23 protein-coding genes and 1 tRNA gene are annotated in these 24865 nt (G+C 65.2%); 19 read left to right on the forward strand and 5 right to left on the reverse strand.

The genetic code is table 11. From position 1 onward, the window contains the following. Positions 1-48 precede the first annotated feature (48 nt). From K5554_RS02985 to K5554_RS03005, 5 genes are all read left to right on the forward strand, one after another. Positions 49-804: a fumarylacetoacetate hydrolase family protein gene (locus K5554_RS02985; RefSeq protein ID WP_221039666.1), complete on the forward strand. Its 756-nt coding sequence runs from the start codon at positions 49-51 to the stop codon at positions 802-804. A gap of 129 nt (positions 805-933) precedes the next feature. Beyond that, a complete protein-coding gene (selA, locus tag K5554_RS02990; RefSeq protein WP_221039667.1) occupies positions 934-2361 on the forward strand; it encodes an L-seryl-tRNA(Sec) selenium transferase in 1428 nt (475 codons plus the stop codon). A gap of 3 nt (positions 2362-2364) precedes the next feature. Beyond that, positions 2365-2745 (forward strand): hypothetical protein, encoded by a 381-nt coding sequence (locus K5554_RS02995; RefSeq protein ID WP_221039668.1) that lies wholly within the window; start codon positions 2365-2367, stop codon positions 2743-2745. A gap of 42 nt (positions 2746-2787) precedes the next feature. Beyond that, on the forward strand, positions 2788-4707 hold the full coding sequence (gene selB / locus K5554_RS03000; protein ID WP_221039669.1) for a selenocysteine-specific translation elongation factor: 1920 nt from the start codon (positions 2788-2790) through the stop codon (positions 4705-4707). Positions 4708-4752: 45 nt separating this feature from the next. Beyond that, a tRNA-Sec gene (locus K5554_RS03005) sits at positions 4753-4846 on the forward strand. A 352-nt stretch (positions 4847-5198) separates the two neighbouring features. Here K5554_RS03005 and K5554_RS03010 read toward each other — a convergent pair. Together K5554_RS03010 and K5554_RS03015 are read right to left on the reverse strand one after the other, a co-directional pair. Continuing rightward, on the reverse strand, positions 5199-5603 hold the full coding sequence (locus K5554_RS03010; protein ID WP_221039670.1) for a type II toxin-antitoxin system death-on-curing family toxin: 405 nt from the start codon (positions 5601-5603) through the stop codon (positions 5199-5201). A gap of 6 nt (positions 5604-5609) precedes the next feature. Next, positions 5610-5837: a hypothetical protein gene (locus K5554_RS03015; RefSeq protein WP_221039671.1), complete on the reverse strand. Its 228-nt coding sequence runs from the start codon at positions 5835-5837 to the stop codon at positions 5610-5612. A gap of 618 nt (positions 5838-6455) precedes the next feature. On the opposite strand from K5554_RS03015, the gene K5554_RS03020 reads away from it, so the two are divergent. The 4 genes from K5554_RS03020 to K5554_RS03035 all read left to right on the forward strand — a co-directional run bounded on the left by K5554_RS03020 (position 6456) and on the right by K5554_RS03035 (position 12119). Then, positions 6456-7805: a TrpB-like pyridoxal phosphate-dependent enzyme gene (locus tag K5554_RS03020; RefSeq protein ID WP_221039672.1), complete on the forward strand. Its 1350-nt coding sequence runs from the start codon at positions 6456-6458 to the stop codon at positions 7803-7805. Between the two features lie 170 nt (positions 7806-7975). Beyond that, positions 7976-8542 (forward strand): methyltransferase, encoded by a 567-nt coding sequence (locus K5554_RS03025; RefSeq protein WP_221039673.1) that lies wholly within the window; start codon positions 7976-7978, stop codon positions 8540-8542. 14 nt (positions 8543-8556) lie between these two features. Then, complete coding sequence (locus K5554_RS03030; RefSeq protein ID WP_221039674.1) at positions 8557-10143, forward strand: GH3 auxin-responsive promoter family protein; 1587 nt, start codon at positions 8557-8559, stop codon at positions 10141-10143. A gap of 2 nt (positions 10144-10145) precedes the next feature. Then, the gene (locus tag K5554_RS03035; RefSeq protein ID WP_221039675.1) at positions 10146-12119 is read left to right on the forward strand and encodes a diguanylate cyclase; all 1974 of its coding nucleotides are present in this window, start codon (positions 10146-10148) and stop codon (positions 12117-12119) included. Between the two features lie 98 nt (positions 12120-12217). Here K5554_RS03035 and K5554_RS03040 read toward each other — a convergent pair whose 3' ends face one another. The 3 genes from K5554_RS03040 to K5554_RS03050 are packed head-to-tail and all read right to left on the reverse strand — an operon-like array spanning position 12218 to position 14800. Continuing rightward, complete coding sequence (locus tag K5554_RS03040; protein WP_221039676.1) at positions 12218-13324, reverse strand: hypothetical protein; 1107 nt, start codon at positions 13322-13324, stop codon at positions 12218-12220. Further along, positions 13321-14295, reverse strand: a complete 975-nt coding sequence (locus K5554_RS03045) for a zf-HC2 domain-containing protein (RefSeq protein WP_221039677.1) — start codon at positions 14293-14295, stop codon at positions 13321-13323. The genes K5554_RS03040 and K5554_RS03045 overlap by 4 nt, the downstream gene beginning before the upstream one ends. Before the next feature lies 1 nt (position 14296). Then, on the reverse strand, positions 14297-14800 hold the full coding sequence (locus K5554_RS03050) for an RNA polymerase sigma factor (RefSeq protein ID WP_221039678.1): 504 nt from the start codon (positions 14798-14800) through the stop codon (positions 14297-14299). A gap of 439 nt (positions 14801-15239) precedes the next feature. On the opposite strand from K5554_RS03050, the gene K5554_RS03055 reads away from it, so the two are divergent. The 10 genes from K5554_RS03055 (at position 15240) to K5554_RS03100 (ending at position 24847) form a co-directional block, all read left to right on the forward strand. Beyond that, complete coding sequence (locus K5554_RS03055; RefSeq protein WP_221039679.1) at positions 15240-16295, forward strand: BMP family protein; 1056 nt, start codon at positions 15240-15242, stop codon at positions 16293-16295. Positions 16296-16468: 173 nt separating this feature from the next. Continuing rightward, entirely contained in the window at positions 16469-16699 is a 231-nt protein-coding gene (locus K5554_RS03060) for a type II toxin-antitoxin system HicB family antitoxin (protein WP_255565482.1), read from the forward strand. Beyond that, complete coding sequence (locus K5554_RS03065; protein WP_221039681.1) at positions 16696-16962, forward strand: type II toxin-antitoxin system HicA family toxin; 267 nt, start codon at positions 16696-16698, stop codon at positions 16960-16962. The genes K5554_RS03060 and K5554_RS03065 overlap by 4 nt, the downstream gene beginning before the upstream one ends. Before the next feature lie 262 nt (positions 16963-17224). Continuing rightward, a complete protein-coding gene (locus K5554_RS03070) occupies positions 17225-18226 on the forward strand; it encodes a LacI family DNA-binding transcriptional regulator (protein ID WP_221039682.1) in 1002 nt (333 codons plus the stop codon). Beyond that, on the forward strand, positions 18223-19140 hold the full coding sequence (gene rbsK / locus K5554_RS03075) for a ribokinase (protein ID WP_221039683.1): 918 nt from the start codon (positions 18223-18225) through the stop codon (positions 19138-19140). The genes K5554_RS03070 and rbsK overlap by 4 nt, the downstream gene beginning before the upstream one ends. A gap of 91 nt (positions 19141-19231) precedes the next feature. After that, the gene (locus tag K5554_RS03080) at positions 19232-20302 is read left to right on the forward strand and encodes a BMP family protein (RefSeq protein WP_370636960.1); all 1071 of its coding nucleotides are present in this window, start codon (positions 19232-19234) and stop codon (positions 20300-20302) included. 34 nt (positions 20303-20336) lie between these two features. Continuing rightward, complete coding sequence (locus K5554_RS03085) at positions 20337-21884, forward strand: ABC transporter ATP-binding protein (protein ID WP_221039685.1); 1548 nt, start codon at positions 20337-20339, stop codon at positions 21882-21884. Further along, complete coding sequence (locus K5554_RS03090) at positions 21877-22998, forward strand: ABC transporter permease (protein WP_221039686.1); 1122 nt, start codon at positions 21877-21879, stop codon at positions 22996-22998. Before K5554_RS03085 ends, K5554_RS03090 begins: the two co-directional genes overlap by 8 nt. Continuing rightward, positions 22974-23921, forward strand: coding sequence for an ABC transporter permease (locus K5554_RS03095; RefSeq protein WP_221039687.1), 948 nt, complete (start codon positions 22974-22976; stop codon positions 23919-23921). Before K5554_RS03090 ends, K5554_RS03095 begins: the two co-directional genes overlap by 25 nt. Next, on the forward strand, positions 23918-24847 hold the full coding sequence (locus K5554_RS03100; RefSeq protein WP_255565484.1) for a nucleoside hydrolase: 930 nt from the start codon (positions 23918-23920) through the stop codon (positions 24845-24847). Before K5554_RS03095 ends, K5554_RS03100 begins: the two co-directional genes overlap by 4 nt. Positions 24848-24865 lie beyond the last annotated feature (18 nt).

Here is a 24865-nt window from a genome sequence, read left to right on the forward strand (position 1 = left end):
CGAGCGGGGAAAGAAGTGCACTCCAATCTTTCAGAGGAGGGTACAGGCATGCGCTTGGTGCGGTTTCTTGCGGAAGGAAAGGTCAGCTATGGCATCCTGGCCGGGGAGAAGGTGCGTCTTCTCGCCGGTGACCCCTTTCAGGGGGAAACCGGCGTGCGGGAAGAAGAAATTCCGCTTGCCGCGGTGCAGCTCCTGGCGCCCTGCGTTCCCAGTAAGATCGTCGCGGTGGGTCTCAACTATGCCGATCACGCCGCCGAGACGGGCCAGCCGCTGCCGGAGCAGCCCATGCTTTTTCTTAAGCCCCCTACGGCGGTGGTGGGGCCGGAGGAGCCGGTGCTGTACCCGGCGGGCGTGGGCCGGGTGGACTACGAGGCGGAGCTGGCGGTGGTGATTCGGGACAGGACGAAGGCTGCTTCGCCGGAGGAGGCGGCGGCGCATATCCTGGGCTACACCTGCCTCAATGACGTCACAGCGCGCGATCTCCAGGTCAAGGACGTGCAGTGGACACGTTCCAAGTCTTATGACACCTTCGCCCCCCTAGGCCCCTGGATCGAGACGGAACTCGACCCCGGCGACCTGGCGATAAAGCTCACGGTAAACGGTGTACTTAAGCAGAACTCCAGCACCCGCTTCATGATCTTCAAGGTACCGCAGCTGGTGAGCTTTATCTCCCAGGTAATGACCCTCGTTCCCGGCGACGTCATCGCCACCGGCACCCCGCCGGGCATTGGGCCGGTGAAGCCGGGTGATGTCATGACGGTGACCATCGCCGGCATCGGCAGTCTGACGAATCCGGTGAAGTAAGGGACAACTGCCCCGCCCTGCGCGGGGCCTTTTCGTCGGCAAGGCCGGCAGGAATTCTTTACCCCGGGAGGAAATACTATACGAGTAAGTTCGTATTACCTTTTTACCTTTGTCAAAGGAGAAATGGGCATGCCTTCTCCGAGCCAAACTCAAGCCCTCCGGAACATCCCGGCGGTGGAGGCCCTGCTTGAGGCACCGCCGGTAGCGGCCCTTCTGGCCGAACACCCGCGGGCCCTGGTGGTGGAAGCGGCCCGCGCCGTAACCGCCGCCGCACGGCGCCTCATTCTGAGCGCCGCGCCCGAAGCCGACCTGCCGGATTTCAGCAGGGCGGCGCTGGCGGCGCAGGTGGTGGCGCGCGTGCGCGCGGCCGCGGGGCCCCACCTTATCCCGGTGATCAATGCCACGGGCGTGGTGCTGCACACCAACCTGGGGCGCGCCCCCCTGGCAGAGCCGGCCCGGGCGGCGCTGGCGGAGATCGCCCGCGGCTACTCGAACCTGGAGTACGACCTGGAAACAGGGGAGCGTGGCTCGCGCCACAGCCACTGTGCCGGCCTGCTCACGGAGCTTACCGGCGCCGAGGCCGCGCTGGTGGTGAACAACAACGCTGCCGCCGTGCTGCTCACGCTGGCGGCGCTGGCGGCCGGCCGCGAGGTGGTGGTGGCGCGCGGGCAACTGGTGGAAATCGGCGGTTCCTTCCGCGTCCCCGAGGTGATGGAGGCGAGCGGCTGCCGGCTGCGTGAGGTGGGCACCACCAACAAGGTGTACCTCCGGGATTATGAGGCGGCCATCGGGCCGGAGACGGCCCTGCTGCTCAAGGTGCACACCAGCAACTACCGCATCCTCGGCTTTACCGCCAGCGTGAGCGGGGCGGAGCTGGCCGCCCTCGGGGCGCGCTACAACCTTCCCACCCTGGAGGACCTGGGGAGCGGCGTGCTCGTGGACTTAAGCCGGGCCGGTTTGGAAAAGGAGCCCACCGCCCTGGAAAGCGTGGCGGCGGGGCTGGACATCGTCACCTTCAGCGGCGACAAGCTCTTGGGCGGGCCGCAGGCCGGGATTATCGTGGGCAGGAAGCGCTACCTGGACGTCATCAAGCGCCACCCCCTGGCCCGGGCGCTGCGCGTGGGCAAACTCACCCTGGCGGCCCTGGAGGCGACGCTTAGGCTGTACCGGGAGCCGGAGCGAGCCTGGCGGGAAATCCCCGCCCTGCGCGCCCTGAGCTGGGCCGAAGGCGAACTCAAAGAGCGGGCCCAGCGCCTGGCCGGGAAGATCAACGCCCTGGGGCAGGGGCTTACGGCCACCGTGCAGCCGGGCACCTCGGAGGTGGGGGGCGGTGCGCTGCCCTTGAGCGCCCTGCCCACGCACCTGGTGGCCGTGACGAGCGGCACTTACTCGCCGGACGAGCTGGCGGGACGGCTGCGCCGCCGGCCGCTGCCGGTCATCGGCCGGATCGGCGGCGACCGCCTGCTCCTTGACCTCCGGACGGTCCGCCCGGAGGAAGAGGCGGCCCTGGTGAGCGCCTTGGCCGCCGCGGCGGGCAGCCCTGCCGGAGGGGAGTAGACCATGCCGGCGCGGGTTTACCTTACCGAGGCCATCCTCTTGGGCCCCGGCTCCTTCCAACTTTTTCAGGCACTGGCGCCCCGCGTCAGCCCCTGGCTGGCCGGGCCCCTGGTGTTTGCGCTGACGCTCCTGGCCGGCGACCTCCTCCTCGCCCTTTTTTGGCGGGAGCGGGCGGCCGCCTACCTGGAGGAGGCGCTTTTCGACACCGTTATGTTCGCCCTCCTGGGCCTTTTGGCCGCTGTGGTCTACCAGGCGGTGGAGCTTTACCTTAAGATCACGCCCAACCTGGGGATCATCGCTACCTTGGTTTTTCTGCTTTTCCTGAGCTTCAGCGAGCGGGGCAGAGGTGAAGGCGCACGCTTCGCCCGGTACCGCCGGGGCTAGGCCGGTTCCTCAACTCCTTCCTGGTTGGAGGCAGCGATACCCTTGAAGCACATCATCATTGGTACGGCCGGGCACGTGGACCACGGCAAGACCACCCTCATCCGGGCCCTCACCGGCCACAACACTGACCGCCTGAAAGAAGAACAGGAGCGGGGCATTTCCATTGAGCTTGGGTTCGCCCCCTTCGACCTCCCCAGCGGCCGTCGCGCCGGGGTGGTGGACGTCCCCGGCCACGAGCGCTTTATCCGCCACATGCTGGCGGGCGTAGGCGGCTTCGACCTGGTGCTCCTGGTGGTGGCGGCGGACGAAGGGGTGATGCCGCAAACCCGGGAACACCTGGACATCCTGAGCCTCCTGGGCGTGAAAAGCGGCCTCATTGTGCTCACCAAGGTCGACCTGGTGGATGCCGAGTGGCTGGAGCTGGTAAAAGAGGAGGTGCGGGCGGCGGTGCAGGGCACCTTCCTGGCGGAGGCCTCCATGTATGCCGTTTCGGCGGTTACCGGTCAGGGTATTCCGGAGCTGTTGGCGGCCATCGACCGGGCCACCGACACGGTGACGGAACGCGAACACACCGGGCCGTTCCGCCTACCGGTGGACCGGGTTTTTACCATCGCCGGTTTCGGTACGGTGGTCACCGGCACCCTCCTCTCTGGCACGGTCAAAGCCGGGGAGCGGGCCGAGGTTTTTCCGGCCCGGCTGGCGACCCGCATCCGCCAGGTGGAGGTGCACGGCCAGAAGGCGGGGACGGCCTACGCCGGGCAGCGCGTCGCGCTTAACCTGGCCGGCCTCAGTGTGGAAGAGGTGGAGCGTGGCGCCGTGGTGGCGACGCCCGGCTCCCTGACCCCGTCCACGCAGGTGGACGCCCGGCTCCTCCTTTTGGCGCACGCGCCGCGGCCCTTGAAACAGCGGGAGCGCATCCGCCTCCATACGGGGACGGTGGAGGTGCTGGGGAGGGTTTACCTGCTGGCAAGTGACGAGCTGGCCCCAGGGGAGTCCACCTTCGTACAGCTGCGCCTGGAAGCACCCGTGGCCGTGAAGCGGGGTGACCGCTTTGTCATCCGCACCTACTCGCCGGCCACCACCGTAGGCGGTGGCAGCATCCTGGAGCCGGCGGCCCCCCGGCGGCGCCGCTTCGACCCGGCCGTGCTGGCCGAGCTGGCGCAAAAAGAACAGGGCGACCCGCTCGATCTTGTAGCCCACGCCCTGGAGCGCGCAGGCCTCAAGCCCCAACCCAGCGAGGAAGTGGCGCTGGCCGCCGGCCTGGGGCCGCAAGAGACGGCGGCGGCCCTTAAGAAGCTCGTGGACGGCGAGCGGGCGGTGAGCCTTACGCTGGAAGGGAGCACCTACTATCTGGACCGGGCGGCTTTGGTGCGGGCTGTGGACGAGGCTACGGCCATCCTCACCCGCTTTCATGCGGAGCACCCCCTGCGCCAGGGACTGCCGTTGGAAGAGATCCGCGCCCGCGTCTTCCCCCAGCTTTCGGCCCGCCTGTTGGCTGAGGTGCTGCGCCTGCCGCCGGCGGCGCACCTCAAGGTGGAGGAGGAGCGCATCCGCCTTGCCGCCCACCGAGTGAGCTTTACGCCTGCGCAGGCGGCTTTGGCGGACGGGCTGAAAGCGGCCCTCGCGGCGGCCCCCTACCAGCCGCCGGCCCCGCTGGAGATCCTGGAGCGGCTGGGTGCCGGCAAGGAAGGACCGGAGATCCTGGCCGCCCTCCTCGAGCGCGGCGAACTGGTCCAGGTGGCCGAGGACGTGGTCTTGACCCGCGACGCTTTTGCCGCGGCAGTGGCCCGGGTGGCGGAGCACGTCCGCGCGCGCGGCGCCATCACCGTGGCCGAGCTGCGCGACCTGCTCGGCACCTCCCGCCGCTACGCCCTGCCTCTACTGGAATACCTGGACGGCCGCCGCATCACCCGCCGCGTGGGCGACAAGCGCATCCTCGGCCCCGCCGCCCCGCCTGCGTAGTTTCTTGCTTGATCAGGACGCCGGTGCTATAATCGGGAAGGAGACGGGGGTGGATTGGGCCTGGTGGCTTGCCCGGACTTCAAATCCGGCGGCGGGCGAGTTCGTCCGCGGTGGGTTCGATTCCCACACACTCCCGCCAAGAAGGCTTAAGACAAAATAAGGGTAGGAAGCTCCGCAAGCTTCCCACCCTTGGAGGGCATTACGACCCGGGGGCAGATTTTGGGCTTTCCCTGCTTCACAAGAAGCAGGCTATTTTTTGTCGGTACACAATAAGGAGACCGGAGCAGCACGATGGCTACTAACGGTGCCATGGTCGGCACCCCTTCTCCTGGGACCTCCCCGGGCACGACGCCCCTCGGCCAGAGAGCGGGTGCTTCTGCACCCCGCATCGGCAGGTTCAGGCGTGTCCAAGCTAAATAGAGGGCAATTTGGCGTTTCCTGCCGGTGATCAGCAGCAGCCCCTTACGGTCGCTAAACCATAAGGGGGCTTGTCATGTCTGGATCGGCGGGCGATTGGCCAGCTGGTGAAAGACAAGCGCCAGCGTGTGTTTGTCCATTTTTCCTTCCGCGATGCGCATCATCGCCTCATACAGCTTACCTTCGGGGTCACTGACGGTCACCCCGTTAAACTCGAGAAACAGTAAAGCGCAGGCGAGGGCGGTACGTTTATTACCGTCAATGAAGGGATGGTTTTGCGACAGGTGAAACGCGTAGGCCGCGGCCATTTCATAGAGGCCTATGTGAAGGTATGCGCCGCCAAAAGAGGCTTCCGGCATCGCCAGAGAGGATCCCAGCAAGGCAAAGTCGCGTACTCCAGGCGCACCACCATAGCGGTTGATTTGATCCTGGTGGACCTCAATGACCTCGGCCAGGGTGAGAAAAATGATGTCCTCCATAGCCGGTTATTCTGCCAGTTTCCTCAGGGTTGCACCGTGTTCCCGGTTGATCTTTTCAAGGATGGTCTTGAACCGGGCTTCCCGTTCGGCATCCCGAAGGGGAGAAATAATCAGGCTCTTCCCGTCGGTGCTGACCTTAAGCGGGGTATCCAGGGTTATGCCAAGGAGTTCGAGAATCGGCTTGTCAATAATCAACGCAGCGCTGTTGCCGTGGGCGGTTAACGTCTTGATCATACGTGTACCCCCTGTAACCTATTGTACTTACATTGTATCACGGCAGAACCGGGGTTGCAATCGGTGGTTGCGCCGGGACGGCAGCTTGTGGTAAAATACAGTCAGCATACTCAGGAATGCGATGAAGGGGAAGAGTACCCTGGGCGGAAGGCCAAAGAGAGCCGCCGGTGATGGGAAGGCGGCGCCGGAAGCCGAGGTGAATGGGCCCCCGAGCGGTGCTGCTAAAGCCGAAAGGTTAAGTAGCTGCATCCGGCCGTCCGCCGTTACCCGGACAGGATATCGCGGTCTAAGTACCGCCGTATCCGTAAAGACGGCCCTTCCATTGAGGTGGCAAGAAGCACACTATCCTGAATGATAGCGTGCTTTTTTGTTCACCGGGCCGATTAGGGTGGTACCACGGTGAGCATCCGTCCCTTCCGGGCGGATGCTTTTCTTTTCAAGGGGGTGACGCCATTGACGTGAAAGAGCGGCACAGTTCCACGGCAAACGGGTCCTACGCTTAGGGACATCGGTTCCAGTTGCCATGGGGTCGGGTCAAAGGTAAGCGACCCGACGCCGACCGTCCGAACCTGACCGGCTTATCCACAGGAAGATATGGAAAAGGAGAGGAGTTTTAGCATGGAAGACGTGAGGATACTCCTCAGCGAACAGGAGCTGCCCACCCACTGGTACAACGTCCAGGCCGACCTGCCTAACCCGCTGCAGCCGCCGCTTAACCCGCGCACGGGTGAGATCATGGCCCCGGACGAGCTCAAGAAGATCTTCCCCGAGGCGCTGCTTCAGCAGGAGATGGCGAGCGAGCCCGACATCGAGATTCCCGACGAGGTGCGTGAACTCTACCGCCTGTGGCGGCCCTCGCCGCTTGTGCGCGCCCGGCGGCTGGAAAAAGCCCTGGACACCCCGGCCCGGATTTATTACAAGTACGAGGGCGTCAGCCCCGCCGGCAGCCACAAGCTCAACACCGCCATCCCCCAGGCGTACTACAACAAACAGGCCGGCATCAAACGCCTGGCCACCGAAACCGGCGCCGGACAGTGGGGCACCGCCCTGGCCATGGCCGCCAGCTTCTTTGGTCTTGAATGTACTGTCTACATGGTAAAGGTGAGCTACCGGCAGAAGCCTTACCGGCGCTCCCTGATGCAGATCTTCGGAGCGGAGGTTTACGCCAGCCCCACCGACAAGACCGAGTCCGGGCGCGCCGTCCTGGCCCGGGACCCGGATTCCCCGGGAAGCCTGGGCATCGCCATCAGCGAAGCGGTGGAAGACGCGGTGCAGCACCCCGACACCAACTACTCCCTGGGCAGCGTACTGAACCACGTGGTGCTTCACCAGACCATAATCGGCCTGGAGGCCCAGAAGCAGCTGGAAAAGGCCGGGCACTACCCGGACACGGTCATCGCCTGCAGCGGGGGCGGCAGCAACTTCTGCGGCCTTGCCCTGCCCTTCGTGCGCGACAAAATCCGGGCGGGCAAGCGCACCCGCATCCTGGCGGTGGAGCCGACCGCCTGCCCCAGCCTGACAAAGGGCAAGTTCACGTACGACTTCGGGGACGAAGCGCACCTTACGCCCCGCATGATGATGTACACCCTGGGGAGCGACTTTGTGCCGCCGGGCATCCACGCGGGCGGGCTCCGCTACCACGGCGCCTCGCCCATCGAGAGCCAGCTCCTGCACGACGGCTTAATTGAAGCCAAGGCCTACGGGCAGCTGGCGGTGTTTGAAGCGGCGGTGCTGTTTGCCCGGGCGGAGGGCATCGTCCCGGCGCCGGAGTCTTCCCATGCCATAAGGGCCGCCGTGGACGAGGCCCTGGCGGCCCGGGAGGCGGGCGAAGCGCGGACCATTCTCTTTAACCTGAGCGGCCACGGCTTCCTCGACCTGAGCGCCTACGATGCTTACCTTGCCGGTGAGCTGCAGGATTCCGGCCTGGACGACGCCACACTCCAGGAACTCCTGGCCAAGCTGCCCTGATCCGCAAGAGGAGCCGCGCAGGGCGGGGGAAAACCCCGCCCCTTTACTGTGCCTCCACGCCGGGGAGAGGTGCCCTTACGGCGGGCGGGAGCTGGAACCGACCGCCCAAATATTGGAGAAAATTGGAGGTGGAGGAGGAAAAAGGATCCAGGCGGCGAATATAAATAAACATGCAAGTAATACTCTTGGGCCTGTTCGGTCTTGCGTTGCTTTTTATTTATGATATCGTCTCCCTTTACCGCGTTCCCAGCCGCGGCGGCCTAGCCTTTCTGGGGTATGCCCTACACACTCTGGCGATCTTTGCGGCAGCGTGGGCGGGGGAGAAAGCGGCGTTTCCGGCCGCGCCGCTCTGGCCGCGGGTTATAGGGGCACTACTGGCCCTGCTGGGGGGAGGGTGGCTTGTCTATTGCCTCTTTCTCTTCCCTTCCCTTGCCCGTACCTACCAGGACCCGGCGGGCCCCGCCTTCACGCGTGCGGGCCCGTACGCTTTTTCACGCCATCCTGGTTTTATCGGCCACCTGGCTTTGCTCGGCGGACTCCTCTTGGCTTCCCGCTCGCTCCTTCTTCTTCGGGCGGCGGGCGTCTGGGTACCGGCCAACCTGGCCTATGTCGTGTTGCAGGACCGGGTGCTTTTTCCCCGCCTCTTCCGGGAGTACGGCGCGTACCGGGCGGAAACACCGTTTATCCTGCCCACCGCTGCCAGCCTGCAGCGCTTTTGGGCCACCCGGTGGCAATAAGGGGGTAGTGGGCCTTGGCAAAACTCGTAACGCTTCTCCGCGAAGGCCGCAAAAGCGACGCCTGGTTGAAGTACTGCGGCTTCATCGACCTGTCGCTGGGCGACTTCATGGGGGTACAGGAGCGGCTGCTGGCGGAACAGCTCGAGCTCCTTGCCGCCTCCCCGCTGGGGCGCCGGCTTCTGGGCGCCCAGGCGCCGCCGAAGGTGGCGGACTTTCGCCGGGCCGTGCCCCTTACCCGCTATGAAGACTACCTGCCCTACCTGGAGGAGAAACGGGAGGATGTGCTTCCCGCCCGGCCGCGGTGCTGGGTATGTACTTCCGGCAAGGCGGGGGAATACGAGCGTAAGTGGGCGCCCTACCCGCCGGCCTGGTTTGAAACGCACACCAAAAACTTTCTGGCGGCGGTGATCTTCTCTCTTACCAACAGTAAGGGAGACTTCTGGCTCCGGGAAAACGCCCATTTCCTTTATGCCATGGCCCCGCCGCCGTACCTTACCGGCATGGTGCCCTACGGCCTCAAGGATGAGTTCCCTTTTGAGTACCTGCCGCCTTCGGCGCAGGCGGAAAGGATGAGCTTCGAGGAGCAGAACGCCGCAGGCTTCCGGCTGGGACTCGACCGCGGCATTGACCTTTTCTTTGGGCTCTCCAGCGTGCTGGTGCGCATCGGGGAGCGTTTTGAAGGCGGGGAAGGCCTTGCCGGCAGCTCACGCCGCCTCGGCGCTGCGGCGGGCCTCAGGCTGGCCCGGGGGCTCCTGCGCAGCCGCCTGAGGAAGCGCCCCATGCTGCCGCGGGATGTTTGGACCCTCAAGGGCATCATCTGTGCGGGCACCGACACCACCTTTTACAAAGAACGGATCGCGCACTACTGGGGGCGTAAACCCCTGGAAATCTACGGGGGAACGGAGATCGGCATCGCCGCCACCCAGACCTGGGATTATGAAGGGATGGTCCTTTTCCCTGACGCCAACTTCTGGGAGTTCATTCCCGAGGAGGAGCACGTCCGGTCCCTGGCCGACCCCGGCTACGAGCCGGCGACGGTGCTGCTTCCCGACCTCGAGCCGGGTCGGCGCTATGAGCTGGTGGTGACCAACCTGCGCGGCGGCGTTTTCGTGCGCTACCGGGTGGGCGACATGATCAAGGCCCTCAGCCGGCGCAATGAGCGGCTGGGGATCAACCTGCCGCAGATCGTGTACGAAGACCGGGTGGAGGACTTCCTGGACCTGGCCAGTTTTACCCGCATTACGGAAAGGACCGTTTGGGAAGCCCTGCGGCAGGCCGGCGTCGCCCAGGGAAACTGGCTCGCCCGCAAGGTGTACGCCGGGAACCACCCGGTGGTGGAACTGTACCTGGAACTGCCCGGGGAGGTGCCGGCCCCGGAGATCAGCGCTCGGATCCATACCGCCCTGCGCGCCGTGGATTCGGACTTCCGCGACCTGGAGGACATGCTGGGCTACCACGCCCTCCGCGTGGTGCCGCTGCCGGTGGGTAACCTGAGCCGGGTGCGGGAGAAAGAGGCCCATGCCTCTCGCCTGCATCCTCCCGCCGCCGTCCTCGAGCAGATCGCGGCGGCGCAGGAAAACGGCCCCGCCCGGGAGGTGTGAGCATGAGCGCGGGCTTAACCGACCTCACCCTGGCTGTTCCTTTCATTGCCTTTCTCTCTTACTGCGCCCTCCTCCTCTTGGCGCTCAGCAGCCCGCGCTCGCGCGTGGCCCGGGTTTTCATCTGGTACCTGTTCTTGATGCTGATCTGGAGTTTGAGCTCCTTTCTCATGCGCACCGGCCTCTTTCCCGGCCCGCTTTTCTGGAACCGGCTGATGGTCTGCGGGACCATCGGGGTACCGTTCGTGTTCTACCACTTCAGCCGGGAGGTTCTGGAACGCGCGGGGACGAGCGCGAGCGTTGCGCTGGGGTACCTCCTTTTTGCCCTCCTTAACGTGGCCAATGCGTCAGGCTTGATCGTTGCCGACGCGTACATCACGCAAGGGGGGTTCGTCTATATCCTGGGGCCGGCCGCGCCCGTTCTGGCGGCGGCGGGCGGAGGGTACCTGGTGGCCGCGGCCTTCCTGTTGGCGCGTGCGGGCCGGCGCGATCCGGCGGCTTTCAGGGCCAACCGGCTGCTCTACCCCTCCCTGGGGTCGCTCCTCATCCTGGGCGGCAGCCTGCTCAACCTGGCCCCCGCCGTCGGCCGCTTTCCTGTGGACATCGCGGCCAACACCCTGAATGCCTTCCTCTTGGCCTATGCCATCTACCGCTACCGCCTGCTCAACGTGACCATCACCCTGCGCCGGGGCTTCATCTACGCGCTGCTGGTGTTCCTCATCACGGGGGTGTACTTTGCCCTTTTCTTCCTGCTCAAACAGGTGGTGAGGGTAGGGACTGCTTCGGCAGCCGTGCTCGCCGTTCCCTTCATGGCGGGGCTCATCGCCTTCCTCTTTGAGCCGGTCAAGGAAACGCTGCGCGCCTGGACCGACCGCGCCTTTTTCGGGCCGGTTTACACTTACCGCCAGACTTTAAAGGATTTCAGCCACCTCATGACCTCTATCCTCGACCTCGACCGGTTGGTCCATTCCACCCTGGAGCTCACCGCCCAGGCTTTGCAGATCGAAGGCGGGGTGTTGCTCCTGCCGCAGGCGGAGGGAAACTTTTACCCCCACGCCAGCTGCGGGAGCGCCCGGTGCGCGGCCGCCGGCCTCTGGCTGGAGCGAACAAGCCCCCTGGTGCGCTGGCTGGCCCAAGAGCCGGAGCCGTACCTTACCTGGCAGGAGATCGAGATGCTGCCGGAGTTTCGGGGGCTGTGGCAGCGGGAAAGAGAAACCCTCCTGGAGCTGGGGACGCAGGTGCTGGTGGGCATCAAGCTGCAAAACGACATCACCGGCCTTTTCGTCCTTTCCCGGAAGGCTTCCGGGGACCCGTACAGCGATGACGACCGGGAGCTGCTCCTTACCCTGGCCAACGAGGCGGCGGTGGCCATCCACAACGCCCGCATGTACGGGGAGGTACGTGCCCAGGCGGTGCGCGACGAGCTCACGGGGCTGTACAACCACCGCTACTTTCAGGATTTCCTGGATAAAGAGATTATCGGCTACGAGCGCACCGGGCGCGGGTTCAGCCTCATCTTCATGGACCTCGACCTTTTCAAGGCCTACAACGATATTTACGGCCACCTGGCCGGGGACGAAGCGCTGGCGCGCGTAGGCGCGGCCATCCTGAGCGCCGTTCGCCCCACCGACGTGGCGGCGCGCTACGGTGGCGACGAATTCGCCGTGATTCTGCCCGGGGCGGACGCGTGTCAGGCGCGCGTGGTGGCCGAACGGATTAAAAGCGCCGTCCAGGCCCGCTTTCCCGGTGCGGGCGGCGCGAGCCACCTCCTTACCGTGAGCCTGGGCGTGGCTGCCTGCCCAGCGCAGGGGCGCAGCCGCCGGCAGCTCCTGGCTTCGGCCGACCAGGCCCTTTACCGGGCCAAGCACGCCGGCCGCAACCAGATTGGGGTTTACGGCGAGACGGACCGGCGGCCGGCCGAGCCGCCCGAGCCGCCGGTGGAGACGGCGGCGTGGAGCAGCGAAGCCCCGGCACCGTAGCGGCGCCGGGGGTTCCTGGTCGAAGAGGGGAAATGCTGCCTGCGGCCGCCCGACGAGGGAGGCCCAAGGCTCTGGTAGGCCATGGGCGGCATGAACATCTACCCGGCAGGCTTTTTCCCGGTGGGCAAGGTGAGGAAGGGGGATAGGTCGGCCTGGTAGTAGCGGCCCTCGAAGTAGAAGATCTTCGTGGGCGCATCGTAGACGAGGAAAGTGCTCCCCTGGGACCGGCGGGTGCGGGTCGTGGGCGAGGTGTCGGGCGCGGTGAGAAAGAGCACGGCCCAGGCGCGGGTTTCACCCTCCGGGACGCCGCTGCGCAGCCAGCCCGCAAAACGGGCGGCCACAGCGGGGGCCGGGTCCACGGTGCGGGCGGCCTGCACGGCCTGCACCAGCGCCGTGAAGGCGGCGCCTTGAATGCGACCCGGTTCCGCTCCTTCCACTTTGGTGCGGGTGTTGTAGACCTGCGCGCTGCTGTAGCGGCTGAGGTCGCCCGCGCCCTTGATCAGGTCCTCCAGGGCGCGGGCGAGTTCCTCGTTCACGTAACGCGCCCAGCGCTCTCCCGCCGCTTCTTCCTCGAAGATGCCCTGGTGATAGTTCAGGATCTTGGAGTACCAGCGACCCTGCACGTGGTAATTCACCCAGAGGGTGAGGCGCGGTTCGGGCAGCGCCTTTTCCCGGCCCACCACCTCCTGTAGCTTGAGCTCCCGGATCAGCTCTCCCCAGCGCGGAAGGTCGGCGGCGGGTACGCTGGCGCTCTTCGGCACTCCGGTGGCTGTATCAGGGCTCGTACGGAACATGATCTGACTCCCGGGCGTGCGCGGGGAGAGGGTCACGTGGATGTCCGTCGGCACCGTGCGCTCGGCTGCAGCCACGTAGCCGGCCGCCTGCAGGCGAAAGGCCCCGGCGATAAGGAGCGGCAGAGCGACGAGCAGGGTGAGCCCGGCCGCGTACTGCCGCCGCGCAGTGCGGAAGGGCTTCCGCTCCACCCCGGCGGTGAAGAGAAGGTAGGCGGCCGCGCCGAGCAGCGCCGCGCCGATCAGCCCCGGATAGTGGGTGGGCAGGTGGCGGTTGTTGATGGGGGGCAGCAGGCCGAGGAGCAACTGCCAGAGGGGCGCGTGCAGCAGGGAGAGCCCCAGGTAGTAGCCGAGGAGAGCGGCCGCCGCGACCGCCAGAAGTTTATCGCGCTTGAGACTTGTGTTTTGCCTCATTTTGCCTTCACCTCGCCGGGCTTCCCCAGGAGAGCTATGGTCTCCGGGGAGAGTTGGTAGCCGGTGCCGTTGAACAGCACCATCTTCCGGGTTTCCGGGTCCACGTGGGCAGGGATGCGACCGCCGCCGGCGAAGCTGAGCATGAGTTCCAACCCCGCCCGGCCCTCCGGGTAGGCCTGCGGCCCCGCCGGCCTGGCAGCCTGCAGCCCGGCCAGAAGCTGGTCATAGGGGGGCTGCCGGAAGGCGTCGCGGTCCAGCCGCGCCAGCCACCGCGCGCCGCCGCCTTCCTCCACCGCCCAAACCGTGATCTCCCGGATCCCGTTCAGGCGGGCGATGCGGGCTTCGGTCTGCGCGTAGAGCGCGCCCAGCACGCCCGTCCACAGGAGGAAGACGACGGCCGCCCCGGCCAGGAAGCGCACCACGCCCCGCCGCAGGAACACCCGGCGGTCGCTCACCAGGTAACCGATTACCATGGCGCCGAAGGCCGCCACCAGCGCCGGCGTAAAGAGGGCAGCCAGAAAATCCAGGAGGGGGTTGTACGGGAAGAAGCCCATACCGCCGCTCACGCCCTGGGGGAGCCAGCGCCAGGGGGGCAGGACGTTCTTCTTGAAAAAGGGTTCCAGCCCGAACTGGGCCAGCTTGTAGGGCAGGGCCATGAGGGCCTTGGTTACGATGAAGTGGTCGCGGGTGTAAAAGCGGGAGAAAAGGCCCAGGAGAAAACCCAGCACGCCGTACACGGTGATGCGCCTAAGGCCGGCCCGCCGGGCCTTGATTCGGCCCACGACCACCTCGTCCGGTACTTCCAGCGGCTCGCGGAGCAGGTTAAGTGCGGCTTCTCCTTCCGCCAGCCGATCGAGCTCGGCCTGGCACTCGGGACAGCTTGCCAGGTGCGCCTCCAGGGCGGCCGCCGCCTCAGGCGGCAGCTTCTCTTCCAGATAATCGCGAAGCTGTTTCTTGTACTCACAGGTCATTTCACTCACTCTCCAATGCGCGATACACGCACCGAAACTCACGCCGCGCCCGGTAGAGACCCACCTTGACGCTGGTCGGTTCCTGCCCGGTCACCTGACTGATCTCCTTGTAGGTGAGGTACTGAAGCTCGCGCAGGACAAGGAGCGTGCGGTAGTCGGCCGGGAGGCGCTGCAGGGCGGCGCGGATTCTTTCCCTGCGTTCGGCGTTTAAGGCCGCCTCCTCCGGGCCGGGCAGCGGCGCGGGGAGTTCTCCACCCGCGTCGGCGTCGAGGGGCAGCGTCTCCCGCCGCGTGCGGGCAAAATCCAGGTAGGTGTTGTGCGCGATGCGGTAGAGCCAGGTTTTGAAGCTGGACCGGCCTGCAAAGCGCGTCAAGTTCAGATAGACCTTCAGGAAGACGTCCTGACACAGGTCCTCGGCTGCGCCCCGGTCGCCCGAGAGGTAGTAAAGGTAGCCGTAGATAGCGTTTTTGTAGCGACGGTAGAGAACGGAAAAGTCGGGGTCCACGGCGATCTTCCTTCCTTGCGGGGCGCTGGGCCGGCCGGCGACAGCTTCCGCTGTTACAGACGCAGCGGGCGGCCGAAAGGTTACACCGGCGGTAAAAAATTATCACCGGCAGCCTGGAGTTGAGATCATCTTCGTGGTCTCCGGCGGGCGCGGCCTGGGCGGGCCGGAGAAGCAGCCCCGCCCTTTCCGAACGCAGCAAAAACCAGCAGGCGAAATGTTCGGCACTGCAGGCAGGAATTTTGGCGCCGGCGGCGAATCCAACAAACGGAGGGCCGCAGGCCGTCCAGGGAGTCAGGTATTGCGCCCGGCGTAAGGCGAAGGAACAAATGCCGTGCCTGCGTGTTCCGCGGGCAGATGTTCCTTTCTATCGGCACCCAGCACCGGCGAAATGCCTGACGCTTACCTCCGAGAACGTACAGGTAAGGGGAGGCTACACAAAGTGCGGGCAAAACGGGTACTTACATCGGCCGCCGTGCTGCTTTTGGTGCTCGGCCTGGTGGCCGGCTGCGCCGCGCCCAAGGATGGGAGCCCGGCGGCCGGGCAGGACCAGGGAGGGGGCAAAAAGTTCCGTGTGGCGTACGTCACCTCCGGTAACCTGGGTGACAAGTCGTTCCTCGACTCCGGTATGGCCGGCCTGGAGCGCGCCCAGAAGGACCTGGGCATCGAGGTCAAGGTGATGCAGTCGGCCAACAGCGCCGACTGGGAGCCGAATCTGCAGGCGGCGGCGGAGCAGGGCTTCGACCTGGTGGTGGCCGGCGGCTCGCCGCTCCACGACGCCATGGCCAACGTGGCGCCCAAGTTCCCTGAGGTGAAGTTCGTGTACCTGGACGACGTGATCCAGGGTGACAACATCGCCTCCATCACCTTCGCCCAGAACGAGGGTTCCTTCCTGGCCGGGGCGCTGGCGGCCCTGATGACCACGCACACCGAGCTTGCCGGCATGAACGAAGAAAAGGTGGTCGGCTGGGTGGGCGGCATGGACATGGCCATCCTGCGCGACTTCCTCACCGGGTACGAGCAGGGCGCCAAGTACATCGACCCCGAGGTTAAGGTGCTCTCCGCCTTCGCCGGCTCCTTCAGCGATCCGGCCAAGGGGAAGGAGCTCACCCTGGCCCAGTACAACCAGGGCGCCGACATCGTTATGAACGTGGCCGGCGGTACCGGACTGGGGATCCTGGAGGCGGCCAAGGACGCGGGCAAGTACGCCATCGGCGTCGACTCCGACCAGGACGGCATCTACCCGGGCCACATCCTGACCAGCCTGCTCAAGCGGGTGGACAACGCCGTCTACGACCAGGTGAAGCTGGCCAAGGAAGGTACGTGGCAGGCGGGCCAGTTTGAGTACGGCCTCAAAAACGGCGGCGTCGCTCTTACCGAGATGAAGGTGATGGGCGACAAGATCCCGGCCGACGTCCGCCAAAAGCTTACGGAGATCACGGATAAGATCGCCCAGGGCGAGATCAAGGTGGACCACTACGCCGGCCTTAAGAAGTAGGGCACCCCAGTGATAGTGCAAAAGCTGGGACTGGAATCTTAACGTTTTAACCATGCTCCGGTAGAATCGAAGCAGGAAGCTCAGGCAAGCTTCCTGCTTCGCTCTTGCAGGAACTGTTCGGCATAGAGGGGAATACTAAAGCCTAGATGGAACGGCTGAGGGAGGGTTGCTCGGTGTTGCGAAGGTTTAAGGTCATTCTAGAGTGGGATGAAGAAGTTGGTGCGTATACAGTCACAGTCCCAGCTTTGCCGGGTTGCGTGACGCAAGGACGTACGGTGGAAGAATCACTGGAACGGGTGCGTGAGGCCATCACGGGCTACCTGAAAGCGATGAAGTTGCATGGCGAGAGTGTCCCGAAACACGATCCGCGGATGGTGTTCGGGGAAGTTGAGGTAAGTTTATGACCCGGCTGCCCAGGGTGACAGGAAAGGATGTTTTGCGAGCGCTGAAAAGGTTGGACTTTCAGGTGGATCACATTGAGGGTAGTCACCATTACTTACGTCGTCGAGGCGGCGGACGGTTGGTCACTGTACCGGTGCATGCAGGAGAAACCTTAACGCCAAAGACATTGAAGACCATCTTAGATCAGGCAGAACTCAGCGTCGACGAGCTCAGGGAAATCTTCAGAGCCAAGAAAGGCAGGACCCGTGCAGAACAAGAGCAGTAGCGGTTCCGGTTATGAGGTTGGGCCTGCTTCACGCGAAGCAGGCTGTTTTTTTACTGTTTCCATAAGTTTCTGGCTCTAGTGCTCCTGAGCCGAGGACAGGAAAGAATTCCCTCGAGCCCCTGAAAAATTTTTTTTACAACCCGACAAGGATAGCAGGAGATTATCAAGCTGAGGCGAAATCACTCTTGGAATACATGGAACCGTTTTCACATTGGTATGTAACGGGTTACACATTCTTCGAGCAGCCGGAGGGGGCCGGAAGATGGGCATACGCGAGGTGGCCCGTGAAGCGGGGGTTTCCGTGGCCACGGTGTCACGGGTCCTCAACCGCAGCGGTTACGTCAAAGCAGAAACCTACCAGCGCGTGATCGCCGCCATCCGCAAGCTGCACTACGTTCCCAACGGCGTGGCCCGCAGCATGGTGCGCGGCAACACGCGCACCATCGGCCTCATCCTTCCCGACATCACCAACCCCTACTTCCCTATGCTGGCCCGTGGGGTGGAGGATGCGGCCACGGCCCAGGGCTATCTGGTGATCCTCTGCAACACCGACAACAACCCCGATACCGAGGCCATGTATCTTGCCATGCTGCGCGAAAAATGCGTGGACGGGCTGGTGTACGTCTCGGCTGCACCGCGCGCCGACCATGTGCAGGAGTTTGCGCAGGTCCTGCCGGTGGTTTGGGTGGACCGCCCCCCGGTGGGCGTGGCGGGGGACGTGGTGGCCGGCGACGACTTCTTGGGCGGCTATCTGGCCACGCGCCACCTCATTTCCCTGGGGCGCCGGCGCATAGCCTTCATCTCCGGCCCGGCGGGGCTGATGACGTCAGAAGAACGCGAGCGCGGCTACCGCCTGGCCCACAAGGAGGCGGGGCTGGTTCCGGAGGACACGCTTACCGCCCACGGGGACTTCAAATTTGAATCCGGGCGCCGGGCCATGGCGGAGATCCTGGGCCGCACCCGGCCCGACGCGCTCTTTGCCGCCAACGACCTCATGGCCCTGGGCGCCCTTGAAGTTATCCTGGCGGCGGGCTGCCGGGTGCCTGAGGATATAGCAGTGGTGGGCTACGACAACATCGTCTTCGCTCGCCTGGCCAAACCGGCGCTCACCTCCGTGGAGCAGCCGTCCTACCTGATCGGTCTCACCGCCTGCGAGGTGGTGCTGGAGCGCATCGCCCGCCGGGAGCTGCCGGTGCAAAAAAAGCTCTTCAAGCCGACACTGGTCGTGCGGGCATCATCTCAGGGAGAGGGGCAGACACAGTGATTGCTGTCGTGGGTAGCTTGAACATGGATTTGGTGGTTACGGTGCGCCGGCGCCCGCGCACCGGTGAGACGGTCCTCGGTTCCGACGTGCGCTTTGTCGGCGGCGGCAAGGGGGCCAATCAGGCCATCGCCGCCGCCCGCCTGGGCGGTCAGGTGCACATGGTGGGTAAGGTGGGGGACGACCCGTTCGGGAGCACCCTCATCGCCAACCTGGCGGCGGCGGGCGTGGGCACAGAGGCGGTGCAGGTGGAAAAAGGGGTCTCCTCAGGGGTGGCCTTTATCACCCTGGATGCCGCCGGCGACAACCAGATCATCGTTTCGCCCGGTGCCAACGCGCGCCTTATGCCGGCCGATGTCCGGGCGCAGGCCGGGCTCATCGGGCAGGCCCGGGTGCTGCTGCTGCAGCTCGAAACCCCCCTCCCCACGGTGGTGGAAGCGGCCCGGGTGGCCCGCGAGCAGGGTGTCACCGTCGTCCTGGACCCGGCGCCGGCGCAGCCGCTCCCGCCTGAACTTTTCCGGCTGGTGGATTTCCTGACGCCGAACGAACATGAGGCTGCCGCCCTCAGCCGGCAGCCGATTACGGACCTCAGGAGTGCTAAGCTCGCGGCCGCCAAGCTCATCAGCCAGGGGGCGCGCCAGGTGCTCCTTAAGCTCGGGGGCGAGGGGGTCCTCTTTGCCTGCGGCAACCGTTTTGAGCACATGCCCGCTTTTCCGGTGAAGGTGGTGGACACCACCGCCGCCGGGGATGCCTTCGGCGCCGCCTTCGCCGTGGCCTGGCTCGAGCACGGCGATGTGTACCGCGCCCTCTCCTTCGCAAACGCTGTGGGCGCCCTGACGGTGACGAAGGCCGGTGCCCAGTCTTCACTTCCTTACCGAAAGGAGGTGGAGGCGTTCCTGGCCGCCCGGGGCGCGTAGGGCACCCGATGGGCAGTAAAAGAAAGATTGCTGTCAGGTTCCTTCTTTCGGCAGGAGATGCGAACTGAAAACTTGGGAGGGGTATTGCGTGCTGAAAAAGTGGAAGCTCACGGCGCCGGTTCTCGCGTTGGCGCTGGCGGTAAGCCTCACCCTGGCCGGCTGCGGCGGTGCAGGCCAAGGCGGCCGAGACCAGGGCCCGGCGGCCGACCAGGGTAAGGAGAAGAAGTTCCGCGTGGCGTACGTGATCTCCGGCAACCTGGGGGACAAGTCGTTCTTTGACTCCGGCATGGCCGGCATGGAGCGCGTCCAGAAAGAGCTGGGTGCCGAGATCAAGGTGATCCAGTCCGTAAACAGCGCCGACTGGGAGCCCAACCTGGAGGCGGCGGCGCAGGACGGTTATGATGTGGTGGTGGCGGCGGCCTCGCAGATGCACGACGCCGTGACCAACGTGGCTCCCAAGTACCCTGAGGTGAAGTTCGTCTATATCGATGACGTGGTGCCGGGCGACAACATCGCCTCCATCACCTTCGCCCAAAACGAAGGCTCCTTCCTGGCAGGGGCGCTGGCGGCCATGATGACCACCCATACCGAGCTTCCCGGCATGAACAAGGAAAAGATCATCGGCTGGGTGGGCGGCTCCGACATCGCCGTGCTGCACGACTTCCTCACCGGCTACGAGCAGGGTGCCAAGTATATCGACCCTGAGGTCAAGGTGCTCTCGTCTTTCGCCGGCTCCTTCAACGACCCGGCGAAAGGCAAAGAGCTCACCCTGGCCCAGTACAACCAGGGCGCCGACATTGTAATGAACGTGGCCAGCGGCACCGGCGTAGGCATCCTGGAAGCGGCTAAAGACGCCGGCAGGTACGCCATCGGCGTGGACTCGGATCAGGACGGCATTTATCCCGGCCACATCCTCTCCAGCATGCTCAAGCGCGTGGACAACGCCGTCTTCGACCAGGTGAAGCTGGCCAAGGAAGGCCGGTGGAAGGCCGGCCACTTCGAGTACGGCCTCCACAACCAGGGCGTGGGCCTTACCGACATGAAGGTCATGGGCGACAAGATTCCGCAGGACGTGCGGCAGAAACTGGCCGAGATCACCGATAAGGTCGCCACGGGCGAGATCAAGGTGGAGCACTACGCCAACTTTAAGGTAGGGCAGTAAGTACAGAGCGCTGAGCCACAGGGGGTGACGCAAAGTGCAGGAAGAGTTGGTTCGTCTGGAGGGCATTGCCAAAAGATTTGGCCCCGTGCAGGCGAACCGCGGCGTAAACCTTACCGTCCGCCGGGGCAGCATCCACGCCCTGGTGGGGGAAAACGGCGCCGGCAAGACGACCCTGATGAAGATACTTTTCGGTCTCGAAAAACGCGATGCCGGATCCATCTACTACGCCGGTCACCCGGTGGAGATAGCGAGCCCCCAGCAAGCCATGGCGCTCGGCATCGGGATGGTGCACCAGCACTTCATGCTGGTGCCCTCCCTTACGGTGGCGGAAAACGTCGTCTTAGGCCACGAGCCCACGCGGGGCCTCAGCCTGGACCGGGGGGCGGCGCGCCGGCTGGTCCAGGAGATCTCGACCCGTTACGGGCTGGCAGTGGACCCGGACGCCCGGGTACGCGACCTGTCGGTGGGGTTGCAGCAGCGCGTGGAGATCATAAAGGCCCTCTCCGAGGGCGCCGAGCTCCTCATCCTGGACGAGCCCACGGCAGTGCTGACACCCCAGGAGACGGACGAACTATTCCAGGTCTTAAGGAATATGGCGGGCCGGGGTAAAACCATTATCTTTATTTCGCACAAGCTCAAGGAAGTGCTGACCATCTCGGACACCATTACCATCATGCGCGCTGGCCGAGTGGTCGGCAATGTCCCCGGCGAGGGCACGAGCGAAGCGGAGCTCGCCCGCCTCATGGTCGGGCGCCCGGTGCTGCTCAGGGTGGAGAAAGAGGCGGCGCGGCCGCGGGAGGTCGCCCTGGAGGTCAAAGACCTCTGGGTGGCCGACCGGCGGGGACTGCCGGCGGTGCGCGGCGTCTCCTTCGCCCTGCGGCGGGGTGAAATCCTGGGGATCGCCGGTGTGCAGGGCAATGGGCAAACGGAGCTCATCGAGGCCCTGAGCGGCCTGAGCCCCATCGAAAGAGGCGAGGTCCTAAAGGACGGCCGCTCTCTGAAGGGCCTGCCGGTGGCGGCCATCCGGCGCGCCGGCGTGGCCCACATCCCGGAGGACCGTTTCCGCCGTGGCCTCTGCGGCCCGGCTTCCATTCTGGAAAACATGGTGGCGGGCCTGCACTACGGCCCACCCTTCGCCCGCCGGGGTGTCATCGACTGGCGGAAAGCGGCGGCGTTTACAGAGGAGCTGGTTAAGGAATACGGGATCAAAGTCGGCAGCATCCATGATCCCGCCGGCTCCCTTTCCGGCGGCAACGCGCAGAAGCTGGTGGTGGCCCGGGAGTTCAGCACCCAGGCCGACGTGCTCCTGGTCTCCCAGCCGACGCGCGGCGTCGACATCGGCGCCATCGAATTCATTCACAAGTGCCTGGTGAAGAAGCGGGATAGAGGGGCGGCGGTGCTCCTGGTCTCAGCCGACCTGCAGGAGGTCCTTTCCCTGAGCGACCGCATCCTGGTGATGTACGAAGGCGAATTCACCGCCGAGCTTGCCCCGGCGGCCACCACGGAAGAGGAGATCGGCCTTTACATGTCCGGGGCGCGGCGCATGCACCTGGGCGAGAAAGGAGGGGCTCGGAGTGCGTAAACTGAGCGATTTTCTCCTACGCAACCTGCTGCGCCCCTTCCTCGCTGTTCTCACGGCACTCGCCATCGGGGCGTTCATCATCCTCCTTTCCCACCAGAACCCGCTGGAGGCGTACGGGCAGATGGCCTTCGGCGCTTTCGGCAACTTCTACCGCATCGCCGAGACCTTGGAGCGCTCCATTCCCGTGACGCTTGCGGCCTTGGGCACGGCGGTGGCCTTCTCGAGCGGCGTCTTTAACGTCGGGGTGGAGGGATCGCTTTACCTGGGGGCGTTCGCGGCCTTCCTGGTGGGCTACGAGGTCGCGCCGCCGGCCGTCCTTCATGTCCCGCTGACCCTGCTGGGGGCTATGCTGGTGGGTGCGGCCTGGGCGTTCATCCCCGGCTGGGCCAAGGCCCGCTACAAAGCGGATGAAACGGTGACCACCATCCTCCTCAACTACGTGGCCATTCTCTTCACCTCGTACCTGGTGGCCGTCCCCTTCAAAGATCTCACTGCCGGTACCCAGCAGACGCCGGCCATCCATCCCAGCGCCTACCTGCCGCGTTTTCTTCCCCCCTCGCGCGTGCACGCCGGGCTTTTCCTGGCCGTCCTGGTGGCCGTCTTCCTCCACTGGCTCCTCAGGCGCACGAGTCTAGGCTACGACATCCGCATGGCGGGGCTTAACCCCAGCTTTGCCGAATACGCCGGCGTGGATGTACCGCGCACCATGATCCGGGCCATGCTCTTAAGCGGCGCCATCGGCGGCCTGGCGGGGGCGGCGCAGGTGATGGGGATTCTCCACCGCTTCCTGGACGGTTTTTCCCCGGGCTACGGCTTCGATGGGATCATGGTGGCGCTCCTGGCGCGCAACCACCCGCTGGGGATTCTCCTGGCCGGCCTCTTTTATGGCGCCCTGCAAACCGGCGCCGCCTACATGGACCGCACCACGGCGGTGCCCAAGGAACTCCTCAACTCGCTGGTAGCGGTGATCATCTTCTTTGTCACCGCGGAGGGGCTCTTTACCTTCGCCCAGTCCAGCGAGGCCTTCCGGGAGAAGCTCCGGCGCTGGCATATCCTGCCGGGCAAGGCTGGGAAAGGGGGTGGCGGGCAGTGGGATTCCTCGCAAGCATCCTGAACCTGGGCCTTTTGGTGGCTGGCATCCGCATCGCGGTACCCATCCTCCTGGCCGGCCTGGGCGGGCTCTTCACCATGCAGGCCAACATCCTGAACATCGGCATGGAGGGCATGATGCTCTTCGGCGCCTGGGCGGGGGTGTTCGTGAGCTACATGACCGGCTCGGTGTGGCTGGCGCTGCTCGCGGCGGTGGGTGTGGGGCTCGTCTCCGCGGTGGTCTTCGGCCTCTTCGGCGTGCGCTACCGCTGCAACATCATCGTGGCGGGCATGGGGCTCAACCTTTTTGCCGGGGCCTTCACCATGTACCTGCTGCGTTCCATCTTCCGTACCCGCGGCTCCCTTTCAGACCCGCGCATCGTCGGGGTGCCGTCCCTCACCCTGCCGGGCATCGATAAAATCCCGGTGCTGGGGCCGCTGCTCAGCGGCCATTCGCTCCTCGTGTACGTGGCCTTCCTGCTCGTCATTGCCGTTCACTACTTCCTCTACCGTACCCCTACCGGACTTCGGATCCGGGCGGTGGGCGAGCACGCCGAGGCGGCCCGCTCGGTGGGGGTGGACCCGGCGCGGGTACAGTTTCTCGCCGTGCTCCTAAGCGGCGCCTTCTCCGGCCTGGCCGGGGCGTATCTCTCGCTGGCGCAGCTGAGGATGTTCGTTGAGAACATGGTCTCGGGCCGCGGCTTCATCGCCCTGGCGGCCATCTACTTCGGGCGCGGCACGCCGGTGGGAACCATGGTGGCCGCCCTCATCTTCGGCCTGGCCGAAGCTTTCTCCATGCGCCTGCAGACCCTCGGTTTTCCCTCCCAGTTTGTGCTCATGATCCCCTACGTGGTTACGGTGGCCGTGCTGATCATCGTCTCGCACCTGGCCGCCCAGCCGCGACACCTCAGGCTACCCAGTGCTACCGAGGAGGCTGACCCAGAGTGAAACGCAAGATCATCCTGGATGTGGACCCGGGCCACGACGACGCCATCGCCCTGCTCTTGGCGGCGGCCAGCCCCGAGCTGGAGCTGGTCGGCATCACCACCGTAGCCGGTAACCAGACCTTGGAAAAGACAACCCTGAATGCCCGACGCGTAGCCACCGTGGCCGGCATTAAGACGCCCATTTACGCTGGCCTGGCCCGGCCGCTGGTGCGCGACCAAGTCATCGCCCCCAACATCCACGGCGAGTCCGGGCTGGACGGCCCGGCCTTCCCTGCGCCCGCTGTGGCCGTGGAGGAGGAACACGCCGTCGACTTCATCATCCGGGCACTGGAGGACGCGCCGGGTGAGATCACCTTGGTACCGACGGGTCCGCTCACCAACATTGCGGCCGCCTTCATCCGGCGGCCGGAGGTGGCGGGCAAGGTTAAGGAGATCATCCTCATGGGCGGCGCCTACGGCCTGGGCAATGTGACGCCGGCGGCGGAGTTCAACATCTTTGCCGACCCGGAGGCGGCGCGGGTGGTGTTCCATGCCGGCGCGCCCCTTACCATGGTGGGCCTCGACCTTACGCACCAGGCCACGGCCACGCCCGACGTGCTGGCGCGCGTGCGCGCCCTGGGGACGCGGGTGGGGGACCTTACGGCGGAGCTCCTCGTTTTCTTTGCTTCCACCTACCACAAGGTGTACGGCATGGAAGCCCCGCCGGTACACGACCCCTGCACCGTCGCCAAGCTCATCGACCCGGACGTTTTCACGACGCGGCCGGCGTATGTGGATGTGGATACGAAGAGCGACCTCGATTACGGCCGCACGGTGTGTGATTTTTACGGCCTTACGGGCCACGCCCCCAACGCGCAGGTGGCGATCAAGCTCGACCGCGAACGCTTCTGGGACATCGTCCTCACTGCCCTGGCGCGGTACCGGTAGGGTGATCCCATGTGAGAG

This window comes from Gelria sp. Kuro-4, from assembly GCF_019668485.1.
GTDB lineage: Bacteria > Bacillota > DTU030 > DUMP01 > DUMP01 > DUMP01.